General features: G+C 38.3%; 23 protein-coding genes. 19 read left to right on the forward strand and 4 right to left on the reverse strand.

Annotated elements, in window-relative coordinates; translation table 11 throughout:
• Positions 1-64: 64 nt before the first annotated feature.
• From QZ289_RS05645 to QZ289_RS05660, 4 genes are all read left to right on the forward strand, one after another.
• The gene (locus QZ289_RS05645; protein WP_295700216.1) at positions 65-355 is read left to right on the forward strand and encodes a hypothetical protein; all 291 of its coding nucleotides are present in this window, start codon (positions 65-67) and stop codon (positions 353-355) included.
• Between the two features lie 214 nt (positions 356-569).
• Entirely contained in the window at positions 570-1,487 is a 918-nt protein-coding gene (locus QZ289_RS05650) for a carboxymuconolactone decarboxylase family protein (RefSeq protein ID WP_295700217.1), read from the forward strand.
• Between the two features lie 671 nt (positions 1,488-2,158).
• Positions 2,159-2,722 (forward strand): NAD(P)H-dependent oxidoreductase, encoded by a 564-nt coding sequence (locus QZ289_RS05655; protein ID WP_289688019.1) that lies wholly within the window; start codon positions 2,159-2,161, stop codon positions 2,720-2,722.
• Positions 2,723-2,891: 169 nt separating this feature from the next.
• Positions 2,892-3,374, forward strand: coding sequence for a flavodoxin (locus QZ289_RS05660; RefSeq protein WP_289688018.1), 483 nt, complete (start codon positions 2,892-2,894; stop codon positions 3,372-3,374).
• 122 nt (positions 3,375-3,496) lie between these two features.
• On the opposite strand, the gene QZ289_RS05665 is transcribed toward QZ289_RS05660, so the two are convergent.
• Entirely contained in the window at positions 3,497-3,802 is a 306-nt protein-coding gene (locus QZ289_RS05665; protein WP_289688017.1) for a hypothetical protein, read from the reverse strand.
• Between the two features lie 198 nt (positions 3,803-4,000).
• Here QZ289_RS05665 and QZ289_RS05670 point away from each other — a divergent pair, with 198 nt between their 5' ends.
• From QZ289_RS05670 to QZ289_RS05700, 7 genes are all read left to right on the forward strand, one after another.
• On the forward strand, positions 4,001-5,125 hold the full coding sequence (locus tag QZ289_RS05670; protein WP_289688016.1) for an aldo/keto reductase: 1,125 nt from the start codon (positions 4,001-4,003) through the stop codon (positions 5,123-5,125).
• Positions 5,126-5,675: 550 nt separating this feature from the next.
• On the forward strand, positions 5,676-6,017 hold the full coding sequence (locus QZ289_RS05675) for a hypothetical protein (RefSeq protein WP_289688014.1): 342 nt from the start codon (positions 5,676-5,678) through the stop codon (positions 6,015-6,017).
• Positions 6,018-6,071: 54 nt separating this feature from the next.
• Positions 6,072-6,494 (forward strand): hypothetical protein, encoded by a 423-nt coding sequence (locus QZ289_RS05680; protein WP_289688013.1) that lies wholly within the window; start codon positions 6,072-6,074, stop codon positions 6,492-6,494.
• 160 nt (positions 6,495-6,654) lie between these two features.
• A complete protein-coding gene (locus QZ289_RS05685) occupies positions 6,655-7,125 on the forward strand; it encodes a hypothetical protein (RefSeq protein ID WP_289688012.1) in 471 nt (156 codons plus the stop codon).
• Entirely contained in the window at positions 7,122-8,054 is a 933-nt protein-coding gene (locus tag QZ289_RS05690; protein ID WP_295700224.1) for a DNA adenine methylase, read from the forward strand. The genes QZ289_RS05685 and QZ289_RS05690 overlap by 4 nt, the downstream gene beginning before the upstream one ends.
• The gene (locus tag QZ289_RS05695; protein WP_295700227.1) at positions 8,055-9,128 is read left to right on the forward strand and encodes a DNA adenine methylase; all 1,074 of its coding nucleotides are present in this window, start codon (positions 8,055-8,057) and stop codon (positions 9,126-9,128) included.
• Positions 9,129-9,200: 72 nt separating this feature from the next.
• Positions 9,201-10,160: an aldo/keto reductase gene (locus tag QZ289_RS05700; protein WP_295700230.1), complete on the forward strand. Its 960-nt coding sequence runs from the start codon at positions 9,201-9,203 to the stop codon at positions 10,158-10,160.
• Between the two features lie 90 nt (positions 10,161-10,250).
• On the opposite strand, the gene QZ289_RS05705 is transcribed toward QZ289_RS05700, so the two are convergent.
• The 3 genes from QZ289_RS05705 to dnaE are packed head-to-tail and all read right to left on the reverse strand — an operon-like array spanning position 10,251 to position 14,273.
• The gene (locus QZ289_RS05705) at positions 10,251-10,463 is read right to left on the reverse strand and encodes an META domain-containing protein (protein ID WP_295700232.1); all 213 of its coding nucleotides are present in this window, start codon (positions 10,461-10,463) and stop codon (positions 10,251-10,253) included.
• 53 nt (positions 10,464-10,516) lie between these two features.
• Complete coding sequence (locus QZ289_RS05710) at positions 10,517-10,639, reverse strand: hypothetical protein (protein WP_295700235.1); 123 nt, start codon at positions 10,637-10,639, stop codon at positions 10,517-10,519.
• Positions 10,626-14,273: a DNA polymerase III subunit alpha gene (dnaE, locus tag QZ289_RS05715; protein WP_295700238.1), complete on the reverse strand. Its 3,648-nt coding sequence runs from the start codon at positions 14,271-14,273 to the stop codon at positions 10,626-10,628. Before dnaE ends, QZ289_RS05710 begins: the two co-directional genes overlap by 14 nt.
• 258 nt (positions 14,274-14,531) lie before the next feature.
• Between dnaE and QZ289_RS05720 the strand changes: the two genes are divergently transcribed.
• From QZ289_RS05720 to QZ289_RS05755, 8 genes are all read left to right on the forward strand, one after another.
• Positions 14,532-15,560, forward strand: coding sequence for a methionine ABC transporter ATP-binding protein (locus tag QZ289_RS05720; RefSeq protein WP_295700241.1), 1,029 nt, complete (start codon positions 14,532-14,534; stop codon positions 15,558-15,560).
• Positions 15,553-16,263, forward strand: coding sequence for a methionine ABC transporter permease (locus QZ289_RS05725; RefSeq protein WP_295700243.1), 711 nt, complete (start codon positions 15,553-15,555; stop codon positions 16,261-16,263). Before QZ289_RS05720 ends, QZ289_RS05725 begins: the two co-directional genes overlap by 8 nt.
• A gap of 20 nt (positions 16,264-16,283) precedes the next feature.
• Positions 16,284-17,129, forward strand: a complete 846-nt coding sequence (locus QZ289_RS05730) for a MetQ/NlpA family ABC transporter substrate-binding protein (protein WP_295700245.1) — start codon at positions 16,284-16,286, stop codon at positions 17,127-17,129.
• A 2-nt stretch (positions 17,130-17,131) separates the two neighbouring features.
• Positions 17,132-17,941, forward strand: coding sequence for a MetQ/NlpA family ABC transporter substrate-binding protein (locus tag QZ289_RS05735; RefSeq protein ID WP_295700247.1), 810 nt, complete (start codon positions 17,132-17,134; stop codon positions 17,939-17,941).
• Between the two features lie 420 nt (positions 17,942-18,361).
• Complete coding sequence (locus QZ289_RS05740; RefSeq protein ID WP_295700250.1) at positions 18,362-19,786, forward strand: LLM class flavin-dependent oxidoreductase; 1,425 nt, start codon at positions 18,362-18,364, stop codon at positions 19,784-19,786.
• Positions 19,787-19,795: 9 nt separating this feature from the next.
• The gene (locus tag QZ289_RS05745; RefSeq protein ID WP_295700253.1) at positions 19,796-20,782 is read left to right on the forward strand and encodes an alpha-L-glutamate ligase; all 987 of its coding nucleotides are present in this window, start codon (positions 19,796-19,798) and stop codon (positions 20,780-20,782) included.
• Positions 20,783-20,840: 58 nt separating this feature from the next.
• A complete protein-coding gene (locus QZ289_RS05750) occupies positions 20,841-20,972 on the forward strand; it encodes a hypothetical protein (RefSeq protein ID WP_295700256.1) in 132 nt (43 codons plus the stop codon).
• A gap of 45 nt (positions 20,973-21,017) precedes the next feature.
• Positions 21,018-21,353 carry an ATP-binding cassette domain-containing protein gene (locus tag QZ289_RS05755; protein WP_295700259.1) on the forward strand — a complete coding sequence of 112 codons (336 nt, stop codon included), beginning with the start codon at positions 21,018-21,020 and terminating at the stop codon, positions 21,351-21,353.
• Position 21,354: the final 1 nt, after the last annotated feature.

Below are 21,354 nucleotides of genomic sequence, written 5' to 3' on the forward strand. Positions count from 1 at the left end.
CTTTTTATAGTCGCTTTGAGCGGGGTTATGCTATTTTTCACTTTGATTTTGGCAGGGCGGAATTTTGCATAGATGGCTGGGATTAGCGATGATTATTGCTGTGATTTTGCATATTTGGGTGAATTTTAACGCTTTGAAAAAGTATTTTCACAAAAAGCAAATTTTAATGGTAATTTTAGCTTTTGCATTAAGCCTAACCGTTGTTTTGACATTGCTTCAAATCCTAACAAAGAGCTTTTTTTGGCGATTCGCACAATCAAATTTAAATGACATTTTAAAACTTTTGCAAACAGACCAACGAGCATTTTTTCATATTTTATTACCCACAATCATTTCATTTTTACGCCCGATATGAGCTTTGTTGAGTTTATAAAGGCAAATGAACTTGATGAAGATGAAGTAATCAAAGTGATTTTGACAAAATAATATAATCTTTCCCCTTGACAAACACCAAGTGTCAGGCTTTATAATATCACGCAATCTTTTCTATCTTTTGGCACAAGAGCCAGACGCGGTGTTTTAAACACAATAGCAAAAGCATAGATTAAGGACTTTGAGCAAGGAGATTGATGGACACACATAAAAAGCAGCAGAGGTTAAAAAGCGTGCATCGCAGGGCATTTATGGCAGATTCTATAAAACTCGCTGGCTTGGCAGCACTTGGCTTAAGCTCAAGCCCTCTCTTATCCGCCTCAATGCAAAATATCACACAACACACACAAGGAGCGACAATGCAACTCACACCAACGGCACAGCAAAACTTCAACCAACTTTTTGGAAATATCGATAATGAGCTATCACAGAGCGACCCGGAGTTTTTTAGCAATTATGTCAATTTTGCCTTTGATGAAGTCATAGCAGAATCTGCCCTCAATCTGCGAGAGCGGCTGATGATTATCATCGCTGCCCTTGTGGCAATCCCGGCTTTAGGGGAGTTTCAAAACATCTTAAGAGCGGCTTTGAAAAATGGCGTGAAGCCAAAAGCAATTAAGGAGATTCTCTATCAAGCCACGCCCTATGTGGGTATGGGTAAGAGCCTTGATTTTATACAATCGTGCAATGCAATCTTTAAGGAGGAAGGCATTAACCTACCTCTAAAACCTCAAGGCACGACTACTAGGACAAATCGCTTTGAGAAGGGTTTAGAGACACAAAGGAGGCTTTTTGGAGCAGCAATCGATAAGGGCAATGCTAATGCACCAAAGGACTATCAGCACATAAGGCGATTTTTAAGTAGTAATTGCTTTGGGGATTATTACACAAGGGGCGGACTTGACTTGCCTTTTAGGGAGCTTTTAACCTTTGTGTATATTTTAGCCATGGGTGGGGCAGAGTCGCAGCTCAAAGGGCATATACAAGGCAATCTCAATATCGGCAATGACAGGGCAAAACTCATCGCCGTTGTTACCGCTCTCGTGCCCTACATCGGCTACCCTCGAAGTCTCAATGCGTTGAATGCGATTGATGAGGTAATGGGAGTAAAGTAAGGGGCCAAACTATAACATTCATCTTTGCATGCGGGGGTAGTCTTTCAATCCTACAATAGAGATTCTAAAGAATCTCTATTGATAATCAAAGGAGTTATAAGTGTATCCTTCAGGTATTTTCTAAAGAAACTTCGTTTTGTGAGACTTTGTGGCACCATCAGCAAAGGCATAATAGATTGCAGAATCTTTGATATGGAGCCCTTACAAAAGCTTTTTGAAACTCTCTTTACTCAAAGACGAATCTCCCCAGCTATACCATATATCCCAAGTATTACCCTTTAAAATAGGTAAGTAAAATGATACATTTTAGCCCCTAGATTGAGCTTTTTTGCTGCAGCTTTATAGCATGTTTTCAAGGCTTTGATTTTGGGCTTTATTTACGCTTTTTACTTCAAAGATGCGGATTCTATCCTTACAATCCTTGATGATAAAATCCGAATATGAGAAATGATAACCCTCTAAACAATATTCAAATTTCAAATTAGATTGATAGGGGTAATTTTTCCCTAATATAAAAAAGATGTTGTGTAATCGTCATACATTCCCTCTGCAAGATTTAAGATATCAAAACATAGAATCATTAAAAATATAGGCAAACTATTGCACCCCCTTGACAAACACCTAGTGTCAGGCTTTATAATGTTTCTTTGTAAATCTAAAAAGGAGTAAAAATGAAAAATATTGTCCTGCTTTTGCTGCTATGTAGCAGCATTTTGTTTGCAGTAGAAGCGAGGGTAAAAACCCTTGTAATCGTCTCGCACCCCTACCCTGAAAGCTCATTTTTCATTAAAGCCTTAGAAAGTGCAGCAAGGAGCGTGAAAAATGTAGAAGTGCGTAATCTTGAAAGCCTCTATGGTTTTGATACAAGGGCGATTGATGGGACAAAAGAGCGGCAAATTACGTGTGAATTTCAAAGAATCGTCTTTTTATTTCCTACGCATTGGTTTAATATCACGCCGATGATGAAAGCTTATTTGAACGAAACTTGGGGTAGTGTGGGACCTGACTTGTGGAAGGGCAAAGAAATGCTTGTTGTCTCAACCGCAGGAGGCGGGGCAAGCACCTATGGCAAAAATGGCAGAGTGGGCATAGAATTAAAGGATATTTTTGTTTCGATGAAAGCAAGTGCGGATCACGCTGGAATGACCTACCTCGAGCCTCTTGTGTTTCAAGGAATAAGCCGCAGTGCAATCAAAAACTATCAAAATGCTTTGATTCAAAGATTGAGCGAGTGAAATAGCAGAGCTCTACGCCTATGTAATTTGCAAAAAGAGGCTGACTCCATAAATGATAGCAAAGTGGATTGCCGCGAAAGCGCTGCGGACTTTCTCGCAATGACAAATCCTAATATCATCGCAAACATTCGCAAGGAATATAAAGCAATCCATACCAAAAGGAACAACGATGAAAGATTTAGTCGCTTATTTCTCTGCCACAGGCATCACCAAAGATATAGCCAAAACCCTTGCAGATGTCGCAAATGCCGATATTTACGAGATACTGCCAAAAGAACCTTATAGTGTGGCGGATTTGGATTGGAATGATGAAAATTCTCGCACCAGCAAAGAATGCAAGGATAAATCCTCACGCCCTAAAATCGCCCAAAGTATCGACATATCGCCTTATGGACGGATTTTTGTGGGCTTTCCTATTTGGTGGTATCACGCACCCCATATCATCAATACCTTTTTAGAATCTCATAATTTTCACTCTAAAATCATCATTCCCTTTTGCACGAGCGGAGGCAGTGAGCTTGAAACCTGTATGAAATTTTTAAAAGATTCCGCTCCAAAAGCGGTGTTTCAACAGGACAAAAAATTTGATTTTGGCAGCAGCAGAGGCAGTATAAGAAAATGGCTTGAGAGTTTGGAACAAGACAAGAAATAAGGTTATTTCCAAGCCTTGCGTGAAGCAATTATTGTTTATCAAATGAATGTATTAAATCATTCATATATTGTATTGAGATAGGATTTCATAAAGGGCTTGAATATTATTTTTTGAAAAAATTTTTATTTCAATGTATTCGGTAAAATCGATGAATGTTTATCATTATCAATAGTCTTAAAATTTCCTATAAAATATCTTTTTATATTTTTATTTTCTAAATAAAGTTGAATCATCTTACAATTTTCCAATAAAGTTATTTCAAAAAACGTTTTATGCCCGCTTTTGCTGTATTCAATAAAATGTGTATTATCTAATATTTCAATGTTCATTATATCACTTCGCCAATGATAATTTTGAAAATCAGCCACCCTATTAAAAACATCTTTGATATAATGATTGATGATTTGATTTATATGTGATTTTGTCATCAGTTTTTTTAACCTTTTAGTAGATTCTGTGATTGCAAAAGACTTTAAGTGATGCCTACATAAACTCCTCAATCTATATTCTAACAATTCTAATTCTAATTTATGATCAATTTGAAATTTAACCCCTTGACAAACACCAAGTGTCAGGGCTTATAATACCTTTTGCTTTAAAGTAAGATTCTATAACAAGGGAGCAATATGCCACATCGTAGAGAGTTTTTAAAGACTACAAGTTTGCTAGGTATCGTGCTTGGGCTACATACTAGCAGTATTTTCAGCCCACTTTTTGGGATAGATTCTAAGCATATCACTATGCCAAAACGCACACTTGGCATAGGAACTTATGCCTTTGAAGTATCCACCCTTGCCTTTGGTTGTATGGGGCTCAATTATCATCGCAGCGTCCGCTTAAGCGAAAAAGCAGCTCTAAATTTGCTAGAATCCGCCCTTGATAGTGGCATTACACTCTTTGATACCGCACAAGTCTATGGACCCGATACAAATGAAATCTTGGTGGGCAAATTGCTTAAATCCTACAAAAAAGACAAGATTTTCATCAGCACAAAATTTGGCTTTGGCAAAGATATAAGTGTGCTTGATAGCAGCCCAAAACGCATAAAAGAGGTGGTAGAGCAAAGTCTTAAAAGACTACATTTAGAGCAGATTCCCTTGCTGTATCAGCACCGCTTTGACCCAAAAACACCCATTGAAGAAGTGGCAACTTGCGTAAAGGATTTAATCAAAGAGGGTAAGGTAGCGCGATTTGGCGTGTGTGAACTAAGTGCTGCGACTATTGAAAAAGCTCATCAAATCTGCCCTATTACCGCCGTGCAGAGCGAATATCATTTGATGTGGCGCAATGTAGAAAGCGAGCTTTTCCCTACATTAGAGCGGCTTGGCATTGGCTTTGTGGCTTACTCACCATTAAATCGCGGTTATCTTAGTGGCAAACTCAATGCAGATTCTACATTTGACCCAAAAAATGACAATCGCGTGAATTTCCCTAGATTCCAACCTGAAGCAATGAGGGCAAATTACAAAATCATAGAGCTTTTACAAGCATTTGGCAAGGGTAAAAATCCAGCTGCCAAAGATGGTAACGCCACTCCTGCTCAAATCGCCCTAGCCTATCTACTCGCTAAAAAGCCTTACATCGTGCCGCTTTTTGGAACGACCAAAGAAGCGCATCTACAAGAAAATTTGAGCGCTTTAAATATAACATTGAGTGCAAATGATTTAAAAGAGCTTGATTCTAAACTTGATACAATCACTATTGTAGGCGATCGCTACCCACCCGAACAAGCCAAGAGGGTGGGACACTAAAGCCTACAGTGTAAAATTATCATAGCTTATCATAAAATACAGCATACCAAAGGGAATGCAAAAATAAGCATTATGTAATTTTTCAAATAAAAAGGTAAAAATAAAGTGGGGGCATAAGCACCAAGCCAAAAAGCAGTAAATACGCTGATGTTATGCCGCTACAATGCAAAAACCAAGTCGCATAATACATACTTAACGCTATCAGGGTGATAAAAAAATAAGCGCAAACTTGTATTGCTATTTTTGTAAGCAAGATGAGACTTGTTGCAACTAGACTTCCTAAAATAGATTCTAACATAGTAAGCCAAGCTTGAAGGCTGCTATTTGAAGCAATTATGTCATTAGCAGGAGGGAATGCAATCTACACGATATGAGGTAAAAGCTACAAAACATATAACCCACAGCCAAGGAGTGAAAAGCCAAATGTGGGGACAAAAATTTCATCACAATGCCCTACAATACTTCATTGTAGGATTATAGCCGATACAAACAATCTACATAATCAAATTATTTCTTGTGTGATACAATGCCATAAACACAAGGAGAGGCTTTGAATCTTTACATACTCACAGAAGAGCGACCAAAAATTGAGGTTTTAGAGATAATCATCAAGCAATTTTTAACAGATAAAAATTTTTGTGCGTTTTTGGATAATTTAAGAATCTTGCCAATCATTAAGGATTCTACATTTAGCTTTTCTTATGAATTAATCGGTGTGCGAAGTGAGCAGATTGATAAAATTTACTTAGAAATTGTGAGCGGGAAAAGTAGCTTTGTAGATTATATGGTGTTTTTTCAAAATCATAAGCCTACACAAGATGATAAGCCATTTTATCTTATAGAGGAAATAAAAACTGATGATAGCGAAAGTAGAAACACAGGAGTTTATTAAAGAATTTCTAAATTTGTTTATGCGGAGACTTTTTATCCTAATGCTAAAAAAATTATGCTCTATAACATAAGAGTAAAGCAAAAAGAAAAACCTACCCAAACTTCTATCTTTGGAACGAGAATTTTAAGGACTTTGGGCGTAGAAATTCTAGGAAAAGACCTTAAAGAAAATGATGAAATTTTAAAGCCCTTTTCAAGCATTAAAGAATTAATTGTATTTAAATCTCAAATGCGAAAAGCTCCAAAAGGTAATGTGCCAATTACCATAACGATAGACGATAGGGAATTTAAAGTCGATGGCTTACCAAGCGATGATATATCAGTTTATACCCCTACAAATAAAATACTAATTTCAGCAAGACTCGTAAAAAGTGGCAGATTAGCTCACGACCCAAATATTGGTGCGGTAAGTGGTATAGCTGGGGCATTAAGAAAATTAGGATTTAAAGGCGATTTGAAATCATATCACACGGATTAAATCAAAATCAAATAGGAAACAAGAATAAATTTATAAAAATTGCAAATTTATTAAATCTTTCTTTGCAAAAGCTTACAATCCCACAAATAGAGCAAGAAAAAGCATATTGGCACTATGAAAAAGAAAGTGAAAACTTGGAACTATTTTTATTCATTTATTGGTGGAAAATTTTTCAAGTGGAAAGGCTATTTTTGAAAATCACGCAGGATGTGAAAAGGGATATTTTATTACAAGAGATAATCAAAGTATAGCTTTGCAAAAATATGAAAACAAGGAACTTTACAAAAGTGGGAATAAAAATGCCATAGTTTTTATCCCCGATTTAATTTTGCTTGATCTGCAGCATTTAGAAATTATTAATATTGAGGGCAAGACATATGAAAATCGCTATCAAGGCATAGAAGAACTAAAAAATTATGATTTTATAGAAAAAGAATATATTAAAAAATATTATAAAGAATTTAAAATTATTCGCTCTGTCGTGCTTTATGGAGGATATGAAGAAAAAATTATAGAGCTTGAAATTGGCTTTTTGCTCAATAAAAAAGGTCAAATAATTTTAGGTATAAAAGCACCTAAAATTTTTCGTTTTGCCCTTAAAAATTTGCTTGATTTTTGGAAAAAGCAATGACTAAACCCTTAACTAAACAACTTTGTTTCCTCAAATCCCCCTTAAACTACATAGGTGGAAAATATAAAATCCTCTCTCAAATCCTGCCTTTGTTTCCAAGTAAAAGTGATATATTTTTAGATTTATTTTGCGGGGGTTGCAATGTGGCTATTAATGTTAATAGTAAGCTCAATAATACTTCAAAGCTCCCTCAAGCTGATAAAATTATATGCAATGATAATTTAATTTATCTTATTGATTTCTATCAATTTTTACAAAAAGAAAATACAGAATCTATTTTAGAGCAAATTCATTTGACTATCAAACAATATGATTTAACTTTGCAAAATATTCAAGGATACAATGCCTTAAGAGTTGATTATAATCATAACAAATCACCGCTTTTACTCTTTGTGCTTATCGCCTTTTCTTTTAATCATCAAATCCGTTTTAATAATGCTCATCACTTCAATACGCCTTTTGGTAAAAATTGCTCTAGCTTTAATGAAAAAATGAAAAATAATTTAATAGCTTTTTCTAAGGCTTTAAAAACAAAAAATATTAGCTTTTTAAAGCTTGATTTTTTGGAAGCTTTAAAGGCTGTAAAACTTACTCAAAATAGCTTTGTCTATGCTGACCCTCCTTATCTCATCACGCAAGGGGTTTATAATGATGGCAAAAGGGGCTTTAGTGGCTGGAATAAGGTTTTAGAATCAAGTCTTTTAAATGCCTTAAATATCTTAGATTCTAAGGGTATAAAATTTGCCCTTTCTAATGTGCTTTATCATAAGGGCAAGGAACATACAATCTTGCAAAATTGGCTTAAGCAAAGTCCGCATTTGTATACGCATTATGTAAATTTTTCTTATAAAAATTGTAATTACCAAAGCAAAAGAGCAGATTCTCAAGAAGTGCTGATTACAAATTATAATCCACTCAAAGTTATGTGAATGCGATTTATTGGTAATAAAGAATCTTTAGCTCCTCAAATTTTTACTCTTTTGCAAAAGTATAAGGTCATTGATAGCCAAAAAACACAAAGTTTTTTTGATCTTTTTAGTGGCAGTGCAAGTATGGCAAAATTCTTTAAAAAACAAGGCTTTCAAATTTATAGCAATGACATACTTTATTTTTCTTACTGCCTACAAAGAGCCTATATACAAAACAATGAAATACCACAATTTAATGGCTTAAAAAAACTTATAAATTCCACTAATACTACCAACTCACTTTTTCAAAGCCATTATCAAAAAGTGCTTTTATTTTTAGATTCTATTCCCATACAAAAAGGCTTTATTTATAATCATTATGCACCAAATGCGACAAAAGATTTAAAAATTCCTAGAATGTATTTTATTGATAAAAATGCAGCAAAAATTGATGCGATTCGCTTACAAATTGAAGCTTGGAAAAATAATAAAGCCATAAATGAAAATGAATATTTTATTTTGTTAGCTACTTTGATAGAATCTGTATCTTTTTATGCTAATGTGGCTGGGGTGTATGCGGCTTTTTGCAAAACTTGGGATAAAAGAGCATTAAAAGATTTTAATTTAAAAGAAATAGATATTTTAATAAGCGATAAAAAACATTTTTGCTTTTGTGATGATGGTGTAAAGCTCTTGCAAAATTTACATAAAATATTTGACATACTCTATCTTGACCCACCTTACAATCACCGCCAATATGCTCCAAATTATCACTTAATAGAAACCATTGCAAAATATGAGAATCCCAATATTAAAGGCATAGCAGGGCTAAGAGAATGGCAAAATCAAAAAAGTGCCTTCTGTAATGCTAAAAATGCCTTAATAGAGCTTGAAAAAATCATTAAATATAAAAACTATAGAAATCTTGTTTTGAGTTATAATAGTGAGGGCATAATGCAAAAAGAAGCTATTACAGAGCTTTTAAAACCCTTAGGTAATTTGTATTTTGAAAGCATTTTGTATCCTCGTTTTAAAAGCAACAACAAAAAATCTCAAAAATATATCAATGAATATGTATGGATATTGCAACTTTAATATTCTCCCCCTTGACAAACACTAGGTGTCAGGTTTTATAATTTTACAAACTTTTAACATATAGGAGCAAATATGATACATCGTAGAGATTTTCTCAAAACAGCTTTGGTTGGAGCGGGATTAATGGCTATGCCAAGCTTCCTAAGCGCACAGGCAAAGGCAAAAAATGCTATTTTAAATCAAACTTTTACGCTTAATGATGGAGTGAAGATACCTAAACTTGGGCTTGGCGTGTGGAAAATTGATGATTCTATTATAGAGGGCGTTATCAAAGAAGCCTTTCATATCGGCTATCGGCATATTGACACGGCACAAGCCTATCAAAATGAGCGTGGCGTAGGAGCAGCAGTAAATCAAGCTATCAAAAATGGCTTAAAGCGTGAGGAGATTTTTATCACAAGCAAGGTGAGGGCAGAATATAAAGACAAAAAAAGTGCTACAGATTCTATTGATAAAAGCCTAAAAACGATGAAGCTAGAATACATTGATTTAATGCTTATCCACACTCCACAGCCTTGGAGTGATTTTCGAGGAGGGGACTATTTCAAAGAAAATATTGCCGTTTGGGAGGCTTTAGAAGCTGCTAAAAAAGCGGGGAAAGTACGTAGCATTGGGGTGAGCAATTTTTTACAAAAAGATTTAAAAAATCTTTTTGTAAATACAAGCACAAAACCCTCTGTCAATCAGGTTTTAGCCCATATTGGCAATACACCTTTTGATTTGATAGACTTTTGCAAAAAGCAGGGCATTTACGTAGAAGCCTATTCACCTATCGCGCACGGCGAATTGCTCAAGGATTCTCGCATTGTGAAAATGGCGCAAAAATATCAGGTAAGCCCCGCTCAAATTTGTATCCGCTACACTTTAGAGCTAGGGCTCATCTCTTTGCCAAAGAGTAAAACTCCCGCTTACATCGCACAAAATGCAGCGGTGGATTTTAAGATTTCTAAGGCAGATTTAGAGATTCTAAAAAAGCTTGATTTTAAAGGCTATGGGGCATTTTCAACCACACCTGTATTTAGTGGGAAATAATATTTACCTACACACAATGTATGCTTAGCCCTATAGAAGGGCTAGGATTCTACAATAATTATCTGCGAAACACTGCTTTAATTACCCCTTTTACACACTCAACTGCTTGCCACTTGTGTGTGCTTCACTCACACCATCGCTGATAAGTCCTATCAAGCTATCCTCAAGCAGCATAATTTCATCAGCACAAAGCATACGTGTCATACCTGTGCTGCTTGTTACTCGCTCATTATTACCCTTTATCTCATAGTTACCAAAGAAATTATTGCACCCAGCATTGCCGTTTAAGTAGATTAGATTCAAATCTAACAAATGCCCGATTTTCAGCTATCTTAATGTTTCTTTCACTGCCATTATCAATGAGTGGCTTCCAAATACCAAGTGCGTATAATCTGCTCTTGAGGATTTTGCGTATCGCTACAGCCTATCATCAATATACCTAGAATCCATATATACTTTACCTCATCATTGCCACTCAAGCTCCCTAAACACTTCCTTAATGCTTGAATGCACCTTAAGATTACTTACAAATGTATGACCAAAATGATCATCTTTGATTCTCAAATGCAGCTCGTGCTCCCCTTTAAGGCTTTGTGCGTGGGCTTTAAGCTTTTCTAAAATACCATCTTGCACACTTTGGGTATCCACCACCACGCACAGCGGCATACACATATCAACCTGTGCTACGCTCATATCAATAGGAATAATCTCATCTTCACTTTTTTCATCTGTCTTTTTAAAGATTGTTTCCACCTCTTCTTTTTTTGCTTCCCTTAACGTAAGAATTTTTAAGATACGGAAATTTAATCTATCCTCCACCTTGCATTTAAGCGCTATTGGCTCTTGTAAATCGATTTTCTCAAGGCTTTCAAGCTGCTTTTCAAACACCATAATCTCCATACTGCCGCCATAATCTAAAAATTCAATACTTCCAAAAGGCTTACCACTTTTTTTACTAATCCTTCGTTTGATAGATAGCACCTTACCCACAAGCATACACGAAGAATCAACTTCAAGATTCTCTAAATCTATACTTTTTACAATGCCCTTAATGCTTTGAATCTGCTCTTTAAAATCATCAAGTGGATGCCCGGACACATAAATCCCCATACATTCATATTCATAATCAAGCAAGGTCTTCACATCATACTCGCCTCTATCTTGAATAGATAAATAAATATTAATCTCCACATCATCACTACTAAACAAAGAGTTATGAATCATATCTTTTGCCTTGTCTTTCTCTCTGCCCTTTTCACAAAGCACATCAATATTTTCAAGCATACTTTTGCGCGAATAGCCTAGATTATCTAACCCGCCAGATTTAATAAGTGGCTCTAGTGAACGTTTAGTAAGCTTTGAAAAATCCACTCGTGCGATAAAATCCTCTAAACTTTTATACGCGCCATTTTTCTCACGCTCCTGTATAATATTTTCAATAGGCGCATCGCCCAAGCCCTTAATCGCACTCAAGCCAAAAATAATTTTTTTCTCCCCTTCAAACTCACCCACACCAAAGTCATTTTCAGAAATATTCACGTGTGGAGGCACGATGTCAATATTAAGGCTTTTGACTTCATCGATGTATTTTGCCACAGATTCTATTTTGCTCGTTTCACTTGTGAGCATTGCTGCCATAAATTCGTGTTCGTAATATGTCTTTAAATAGGCTGTTTGGTAGGTTATCATCGCATACGCCGCAGAATGCGATTTATTAAATCCATATCCGGCAAATTTAACAATAAGCTCCCATAAATCCTCCGCCTTAGCCCTATCATAGCCTTGCTTTTGCGCCCCATCGGCAAATTCTTTTTTGAGTCTTAGCATTTCATCAATCTTCTTTTTTCCCATCGCTCTACGGACTAAATCCGCCCCGCCAAGTGAGAATCCACCGATAGTTTGCACGATTTGCATAACTTGCTCTTGATAGACGATAACCCCATAAGTGGGCTTTAGTATCGACTCTAGCGAGTTAAAGGCATAATTGATACTCGCTCTGCCGTGTTTGCGGTCAATAAAATCATCAAGCATACCCGATTCCATAGGACCGGGACGATAGAGGGCAAGCATCGCCACGACATCTTCAAATGTGCTGGGCTTTAGCTTTTTAGCCAACGCTTGCATACCCTCAGATTCTATTTGGAATAGCCCTAGAGTATTACCACTCTGGATACTCTCATAAACCTTAGAATCCTCCATTTCCATAATGCTAAAATCAATCGCCTTGCCATATCGCTTTTTAATGAGCTTAATAGCATCATCAATCACGGTAAGCGTCTTGAGCCCTAGAAAGTCAAATTTAATCAAATCTACCGGCTCAAGCCAATTCATAGAATACTGCGTAGCCACACCATTCATCTTGTCATTGGTATAAAGCGGCACTTTGTTCCATAGCTCCTCTTGTGAATCTATCACAATAGCCGCCGCGTGTGTCCCTGCATTGCGTTTTAATCCCTCTAAAAGCACCGCATAATTCCACACTTGTTTTGCTAAAGCATTACTCTCAACCAACTCCCGAATCTTTGGCTCTTTCTCCCACGCACCATCTTTCTCCTGCCCATCCTTGCCTATATGCTTAGTCAGGGTAATACCAAGCTCATTAGGAATAAGCTTTGCAAACGCATCTGCATCATTATAGGGCATATCAAGCACACGCGCGACATCACGTATCACGCCCTTTGCCAAAAGCGAACCAAAGGTAATGACTTGTGCTACATTATATTTGCCATAGGTATTTGCTACATATTCTATCATCTCACCACGTCTACGTTGGCAGAAGTCCATATCAATATCAGGCATACTCACACGCTCAGGATTCAAAAACCGCTCAAAAAGCAAACCATACTTTAAAGGGTCAATATTAGTAATCTTTAGCGAATACGCCACAAGACTTCCCGCCGCAGAGCCACGCCCGGGACCCACAGGAATGCCATTTTGCTTAGCAAAATTCACAAAGTCCCATACAATAAGCATATAGCCCGGGAATTTCATCGTATTAATCACATTGATTTCTTGCTCTAGACGCTCTTTATACTGCGTATGCAAATTTTCAGGGATATGCTCTAGACGCTCATCTAGCCCCTGCCTACATTTATAAGCAAAATACGCTGCATCATCAATAGATCCTAAAGGGCAATTGAGTATTTGGGGGAGATTTTCTTTTAAAGCATAATCTTGCGTGTTTTTAAAGGTAGGCGGCGTAGCGGGGGTATTAGATAATAGCACTTCCCCTGTATGCTTATTTCTAATCTCTATATTTTTAAGATTTAGCTCTAAGCGGCATTTTTGCGCGATTTCTTGTGTGTTTGCAATCACTTCAGGTATATCGCAAAAGAGCCTTTGCATTTGCTCGGGCGATTTGATATAAAATTCTTTCACAGAATGCTTGATCCTATCTTTGTCATTGAGCGTTTTTCCCATTGCCACGCACATAGCAATTTCCTGTGCGCTTGAATCTTCTTGTAAGGTATAGTGCGTATCATTGGTGGCAATCACCTTTACCCCGCATTCCTTGCTTAGCCTAAGAATCTGCTCATCGATAAAGAACTGATCGGCAATGCCGTGTCGCATAATCTCTAAATAAAAATCATCGCCAAACATATCCTTATATTCTAGCACAGCTTCTTTCGCTACTTCATAGCCTTTCGCGCCATAGCGGACATTACGTGGGTTATTGATATTAAGCTGCCAATTCACCTCTCCTTGCAAACACGCTGAAGAACATACAAGCCCCTCGCTTCGCTCCCTAAGCAATGCCTTATTAATACGTGGATAGTAGTAGAATCCTTGAATAAAAGATTGTGAGCTAAGATACATAAGATTCTTATAGCCCACTTCATTTTTCGCGAACAAGCAAAGGTGAAATCGCTGTTTGACATTTTTATCATTCAGCACATCGCCATTATGGATATATGCCTCTATGCCAATGATAGGATTTAGCCCCTCCTCTTTCATTGTTACATAAAAATCAAGTGCGCCAAACATATTGCCGTGGTCAGTTACTGCCACTGAGCTCATACCTAATTCACGGATTTTTTTCGCTAAAATTTTAATCTTATTTGCCCCATCAAGGAGGGAATATTCTGTATGTAAATGTAAATGTGTGAAACTCATCATATATCCTTTTTAAAGCAGCAAAATCCAGATAAGGAATTATAAAACAAACTTTTGTTAGAAACGCTTAAATTGAGAAAGATTCTTTATTTAAGCCTCTCACCCACCAATTAACGTCTAAAGGAATACCTTTTGTACTATGTAAGCAAAATCTATACGCAAAAATATAATCGCCCTGCATAAAGTTTAATTTACATATTGTATTTTAATATTTTGTGATATAATCGAGCTTCTTATGGAAACCGCAAGGAGTGAGATGTGATAAGCCTCAAGGGCATTAGCAAAACCTATCCTAATGGCTTTTGTGCCTTAAAAAATATCGATTTGGAAGTCTCAAAAGGTGATATTATGGGGATAATTGGCTATTCTGGTGCGGGTAAAAGCACACTTATACGTATCATTAATCGCCTTGAAGAGCCTACAAGCGGGGAGTTAAAAATCGATAATATAAATATACTCAAACTCAATCAAAAGCAACTCCAAGCCCAAAGGCAAAAAATTGGTATGATTTTTCAGCATTTTAACTTACTTAGTGCTAAAAATGTGTTTGATAATGTCGCCTTTGCCTTGCGGATTGCCAAATGGGATAAAAAGGCAATTAAACCTCGTGTAGATGAGCTTTTAGAGATGGTAGGCTTAAGCGAGAGAGCTGCATTCTATCCTAGTCAGCTAAGTGGCGGACAAAAGCAGAGGGTAGCCATTGCTAGAGCCTTAGCCAATCACCCTAAAGTACTACTATGCGATGAGGCAACTTCCGCCCTTGATACAAAAACTACGCGCTCTATCCTTGCGCTTCTAAGGGAGATTCAGCAAAGGCTAGATTTAAGCGTGGTGCTTATCACACATCAAATCGAAGTCGTGCGCGAGATTTGCAATAAAATGTGTGTGATGAGCGATGGGGAAATCGTAGAGCGGGGTAGTGTGAACGAAGTCTTTGCCAAGCCTAAGCACCCTATCACACAGGAGTTAATCGCATTCCTCCCGCAAGATGACAAACATATCATCACTCATTTAAGGGATTTACGCAATGTGTATAGGGTGATTTTTACCGGTGTTTACGCGCAATCTCCACTTATTAGTCAAATGATAAAGCATTTTGATATTGATGTGAATATCCTAAGCGGACATATTGATGAACTTGCTACAGGGGAAGTGGGGCATTTGACACTAAAGATTATTGCCACAGATGATAAAAGAGATAAGGCATTAGCGTGGCTTAAAACGCAAGGCGTGAGTGTCTTTAGCATAGATTCTAATCCGCAGGTGCAAGGAAAGTGCTATGCTTGATTTTTTGAATCTGTGTGAAAAGCATTTTTTGCTTATATTGCGCGATATTTTTAGCGACCCTGTGGCATTTAGCTTAGCAAAAAGCGTGTGTGAAACCATCTATATGGTGGTATTTTCTGTGTTTTTTGCCTGTGTATTTGGGCTGCCTTTGGGCGTGTATTTGAGCGCAATTAAGCCCTCTGGCATTATGGCAAATGCCCTTGTGTATAGAATCTTAAGCGCGATTGTCAATGTTGTGCGTTCCTTTCCTTTCATCGTGCTGATATTTTTGCTTTTACCGCTTTCAAAAGCCCTTATTGGCACGAGCATTGGTAGCACGGCGGCGATTATCCCGCTTGTGATTGCAGCTACTCCATTCATCGCACGGCTTTTTGAGGGGGCATTTGATGAAGTGGATAAAGGCTTGATAGAAGCCACAATGAGTATGGGGGCGAGTAGATTCCGCGTGGTGCTAATGATGATAAGCGAGAGCCTCCCCTCACTGGCAAATGCCATTACCATTACAGCAGTAAGCTTAGTGGGCTTTTCAGCTATGGCTGGTGTGGTGGGTGCTGGAGGGCTAGGAGACTTAGCCTATCGCATAGGATTCCAATCTTTTAAGCCCGATGTATTGACTTATGCGGTGATTTGTATCATTATTTTGGTGCAATGTATCCAAAGCAGCGGGGACTTCATCGTCAAGCGTTTGCGCGCACATCGTTAATCTTAATTCAAAGGAGGAAAATGAGAAAACTAGGCATATTACTTTTAACCATATTGGCATTTATCGGTTGTGGCGATGATAAGGCAGATTCCCATATAGAATCAAATACGCAAACGCAAGACAAGGCAGAACTCACCATTTTAAGAGTGGGTGCTACGCCTGTGCCAGCGGCAGAGATTCTAGAATTTATCAAGCCACAGATGAAAGCGCAAGGTGTGGAAATGCAGATTCAGCAATTTACAGATTATGTCGTGCCTAATGTGTCCTTAGCAGAGGGAAGTAGCGATGCGAATATGTATCAGCATAAGCCCTTTATGGATAAGACAAATGAGCAAAAGGGTTATCATCTCGTGGCTCTAGCACCCATATATATCGTGCCACTAGGATTTTACTCTAATAAGTTTAAGAACATTGATGAGTTTCCACAAGGAGCGACTATCGCTATTCCCGGTGATGCGTCTAATATGGCAAGGGCGTTTATTTTGCTTCACGATAATGGTGTGATAACGCTCAATGACGCGAAAAACCTTAGTGCAAGTGAGCTTGATAGTGTAGAGAATCCTAAGGGTTTGGTGTTTAAGCCCTTAGAGGCGGCGGGATTGCCTAAGGTGCTTGATAGTGTCGATGGAGCTGTGATTAACGCAAACTACGCACTTCAGGCGCAAATGAGTATTAAGGAATCGCTTTTTCACGAGAATGATAAAAGCGCGTATGTGAATGTGCTTGTCTCTAGGGAGGACAATCAAAATGATGAGCGCATAGCGGTGCTTAAAAATGCACTTCTAAGCGATGAGACAAGGGCATTTATTCTCTCAAAATACGAAGGGCAAATCCTCCCTGCCGCTCAAGATTCTACAAAGGAGTAAGTATGAAAAAACTAGGCATATTACTTTTAACCATATTGGCATTTATCGGTTGTGGCGATGATAAGGCAGATTCCCATATAGAATCAAATACGCAAAAGATAACACTCAAAGTGGGTGCTACGCCTGTGCCACACGCGGAGATTTTAGAGTTTATCAAACCGGATTTAGCAGAGGAGGGCATAGACTTGCAAATCGTGGCATTTACTGATTATGTAACACCTAATGCGAGTTTGGATGATGGCTCACTTGATGCAAATTTTCATCAACATAAGCCTTTTTTAGATGTGCTCAAAGCGGATAGAGGGTTTGCATTAGAGCCGATTGCAAATATCCACGTAGAGCCGATTGGCTTGTATTCTACTAAGTTTAAAGATATTGATGAATTGCCTCATAATGCGGTGATTGGCATTCCTAATGACCCAAGCAATGGTGGGAGAGCCTTGCTTTTGCTTGAAGCCCAAGGGCTTATCAAACTTGCAGATTCTAGTAATCTCAACGCCACAGATCTAGATATTATAGAGAATCCTAAGCATTTAAAGATTAAGCCTGTAGATGCAGCACTTTTGCCTCGCACATTGGGCGATGTTGATGCGGCGGTGATCAATGGCAATTACGCGCTTCAAGCAGGGCTAAAGAGCAGTGATGCATTGCTTTTAGAGGGACCGCAATCGCCCTATGCGAATATCTTAGTCGTGCAAAGTCAAAGGGTTAATGATGAAAACTTGCAAAAGCTCAAAAATGCCTTGCAATCTCAAAAAGTCAAGGATTTTATCAATGAAAAATATCAAGGCGAAATTATTCCTGCCTTTTAATCATTTTAATTAAGAACAGATTCTGTATTGTCCTTGCATTCTCATAATTAATGTAAGGACAATACAATAAGATTTTACCTTCAGCCAGACTCGTAACCCAACTATCCTTATTAATATTAAGAATATAATTTTGATAAAAATATTTTATCTTGATCTTACCACGTACTACTAAGGATTATATATTCTCGGCACGGCCACACTACAATTACCATAAATAAAACCATTGTTGTTATCCAAGAATTATTTGAATCCTCGTTTTTAGCTTTATCCTATATCTCAAAAAATGAGTAAAAATGTATCACTTAAATTACATATTTTTTAAATTACATATTGTATTTTAAAAAATATGTAATTTATCAGTATAATCACTCCATAAGTTGCAACACACTTAACACAAATAAAAACCATAGGAGGTAAAGTATGGGACACAAAAAACACATTCGTTTCAATGCGTTTGATATGAATTGCATTACCCACTTAAGCCCGGGTTTATGGCGTTATCCCGGAGACCAAGCCTTAAAATACAAGGACATTGAATATTGGCAAAATGTCGCTCGTATAGCTGAAAAGGGGCTATTTGATGCAATTTTTATCGCTGATGTTTTGGGCGTATATGATATCTACAATGGCGATGATGAGGCGGCATTGCGCGGGGCAGTGCAAACACCTGTGAATGACCCTGTGCAATTAGCGGCTATTGGTGCGGCAGTTACCAAACACTTAGGTTTTGGAATCACTGCTGGCGTGCCTTTTGAGCACCCATTTCCATTTGCAAGGCGGCTTAGCACACTCGATCATCTTACCAAAGGACGCGTAGGTTGGAACATCACAACAGGCTATCTGCCTAGCGCAAACGCGCAAATGGGGACAAAAGAACTTCCACACGATGAGCGGTATGAGGTAGCTGATGAATATTTAGAGGTGATTTACAAGCTTTTGGAGGGCAGTTGGGAAGATGATGCAGTGATTTTAGATAGGCAGAGTGGGCAGTTTGCTAATTCTGCTAAGATTCACCATATCGGGCATAAGGGCAAATATTTTGATGTACCCGGAATCCACGTATGTGAGCCAAGCATCCAACGCACGCCCGTGCTATTCCAAGCGGGCAATTCCCCGCGAGGTATCCGCTTTGCAGCGGAAAATGCGGAGGCGATTTTTATTTCGCCCATCTCTAAGGAATACACAAAAACCGCTGTCAAGCAGATACGCAATGAACTTATAAAAGCAGGGCGCGACCCACATAGCGCGAAAATCTATGTATTAGCGACCATCATCACTGATGAAAATCAAAAACTTGCCGAAGCAAAGCACAAAGATTTGCTAAGTTATGTCAATGAGGAAGGCTCTTTGGTGCTTAATTCAGGTTGGCTAGGAGAGAATCTTGGCAAATACAGCCTTGATGACCCGCTCACAGAAATTACATCTAATGCGATTATTGGCAAGGTAAAGGAATTTGCCGAATCTCGCACCGATGAGGGCAAAACTTGGACTTTAAGGGAACTGATTAAAATCGCGGGAATTGGTGCATTAGGCAATAAAATCATCGGTGGCAAAAAAGAAGTATGCGATACCCTGCAAGAACTCATAGAATATAGCGATGCAGATGGGTTTAATCTCGCCTATGCAACCACACCGGGAAGCTTTGAGGATGTAGTGGAATTTATCGTGCCTGAACTCCAAAAGCGAGGCGTGTATCAAGAATCCTACACAGAGGGAAGTTTGCGCCATAAGCTCTTTGGCAATGGTGATAGGCTGCCCTCCTCTCACAGAGGGGCGAAATACCGCGTAGGTGGCGAGAAATCTACGATAGATGATTATGCTAATAGTGGTAGAACTAAAAAATAAGGAGAATCTATGCTCTATAATGAATACAAAAAAGGGATTTATATCCTGCATGAGAACCCTGAGTGGATACCACCCTTTGCTGATGCGTTTAAACGTGCGGGAGTGGAGTTTAAAGAAATACTTCTAACACGTGGCGGGATCAACCTTGATGTGCCTCCACCCGAAGGTGTATTTTGGAGTAGACTTAGTGCTTCAAGCCATACGCGCAACCACGCGGATTCTAAAGAATATGGACGGGCAATTTTAGCGTGGCTGGAATCTTATGGCAGAAAGGTGATTAATGGCAGTAATGTGCTTGAATTTGAAGTAAGCAAAGTGAGGCAATATCTCGCTTTAAACAACGCAGGATTCCGCACACCAAAGACCATAGCGGTTTTTGGCAAAGATGATTTGCTTAAAAGCGCGGAGGCTCTGCAAACGCCCTTTATCACAAAGCATAATCAAGGTGGAAAAGGCTTAGGTGTGCAGCGATTTGAGAATCTTAAAGAGCTAAAGGATTATGTAGAATCAAGTGCCTATGAAGCCCCTATTGATGGCATTACGCTCTTGCAGGAGTATGTGCGCTCTAAGGAGCTTTTCATTACGCGATGTGAATTTATTGGTGGAAAATTCGTATATGCTGTGCGTGTAGATACAAGTGGCGGAGCGTTCAAACTCTGTCCTGCCGATAGTTGCGACATTGAAAGGGCAGAAGCCCTGCCTGAACTTGCTGGAGCAGCCTGTGATATAGGCAGTGGCGATAAGTTTAGCGTGAGGGAGGAGATTACCACACAAACGCCGCTCGTGCAGCAGTTAGAGACATTTTTGCAAAAACATCATATAGAGATTGCCGGGGTGGAGTTTATAGAGAGCGATAAAGGCGAAAATGTGGTGTATGATATTAATACCAACACTAATTACAACAGCACTTTAGAATCTAAGCTCCGCGCACAAGGGCAGTTGGGGGCAGCAGATAAAGTAGTAAGCTTTCTACATCGGCTTTATGAAGGATTATAAAGGATTTATAAGGCAAGAGGGGGCTTTTTAGCTTGGATTCACCTTGTGGCAGGAGGAGATGCTAGGGATTCAAAGTGGGCTAGGCTACCTCATCATAATAGATGGACGTAATCTCATCGCTATGGAATATGATGATTGTGGCGATGATTTTTATAGGGATTTTAGGGCTTTGTGTTCATTGAGTTTTTAGCCTTTTGGGATATAATACTCTAAAGCGCAAACTTGGAGAAAAAGTATGATTGCAATCAAACATTTATCACAATCTTTTCATCAAAGGCAGATTCCAAACAATATCAATTTAGACATTAAAAGGGATGAGTTTTTCGCTTTGATTGGGACAAGTGGCTGTGGCAAGAGGACATTATTAAACATCATTGGCGGATTTGAGGACTTTAATGATGGAATCTTATCTATTAATGGACGCCCTTTCTTCCATAGAGCGAATCTCATAAACTGCATAAAGATTTTTCAAGAATATGCCCTCTTGCCGTGGTGCAATGCGCTTGGTAATGTGAGTTTCGCGCTTTTGGGAAAGGGCTTTAGCGCTATTCAAGCCCGACAAAAAGCATAAG

The sequence above is a fragment of the uncultured Helicobacter sp. genome, assembly GCF_910577135.1.
GTDB lineage: Bacteria > Campylobacterota > Campylobacteria > Campylobacterales > Helicobacteraceae > Helicobacter_C > Helicobacter_C mastomyrinus.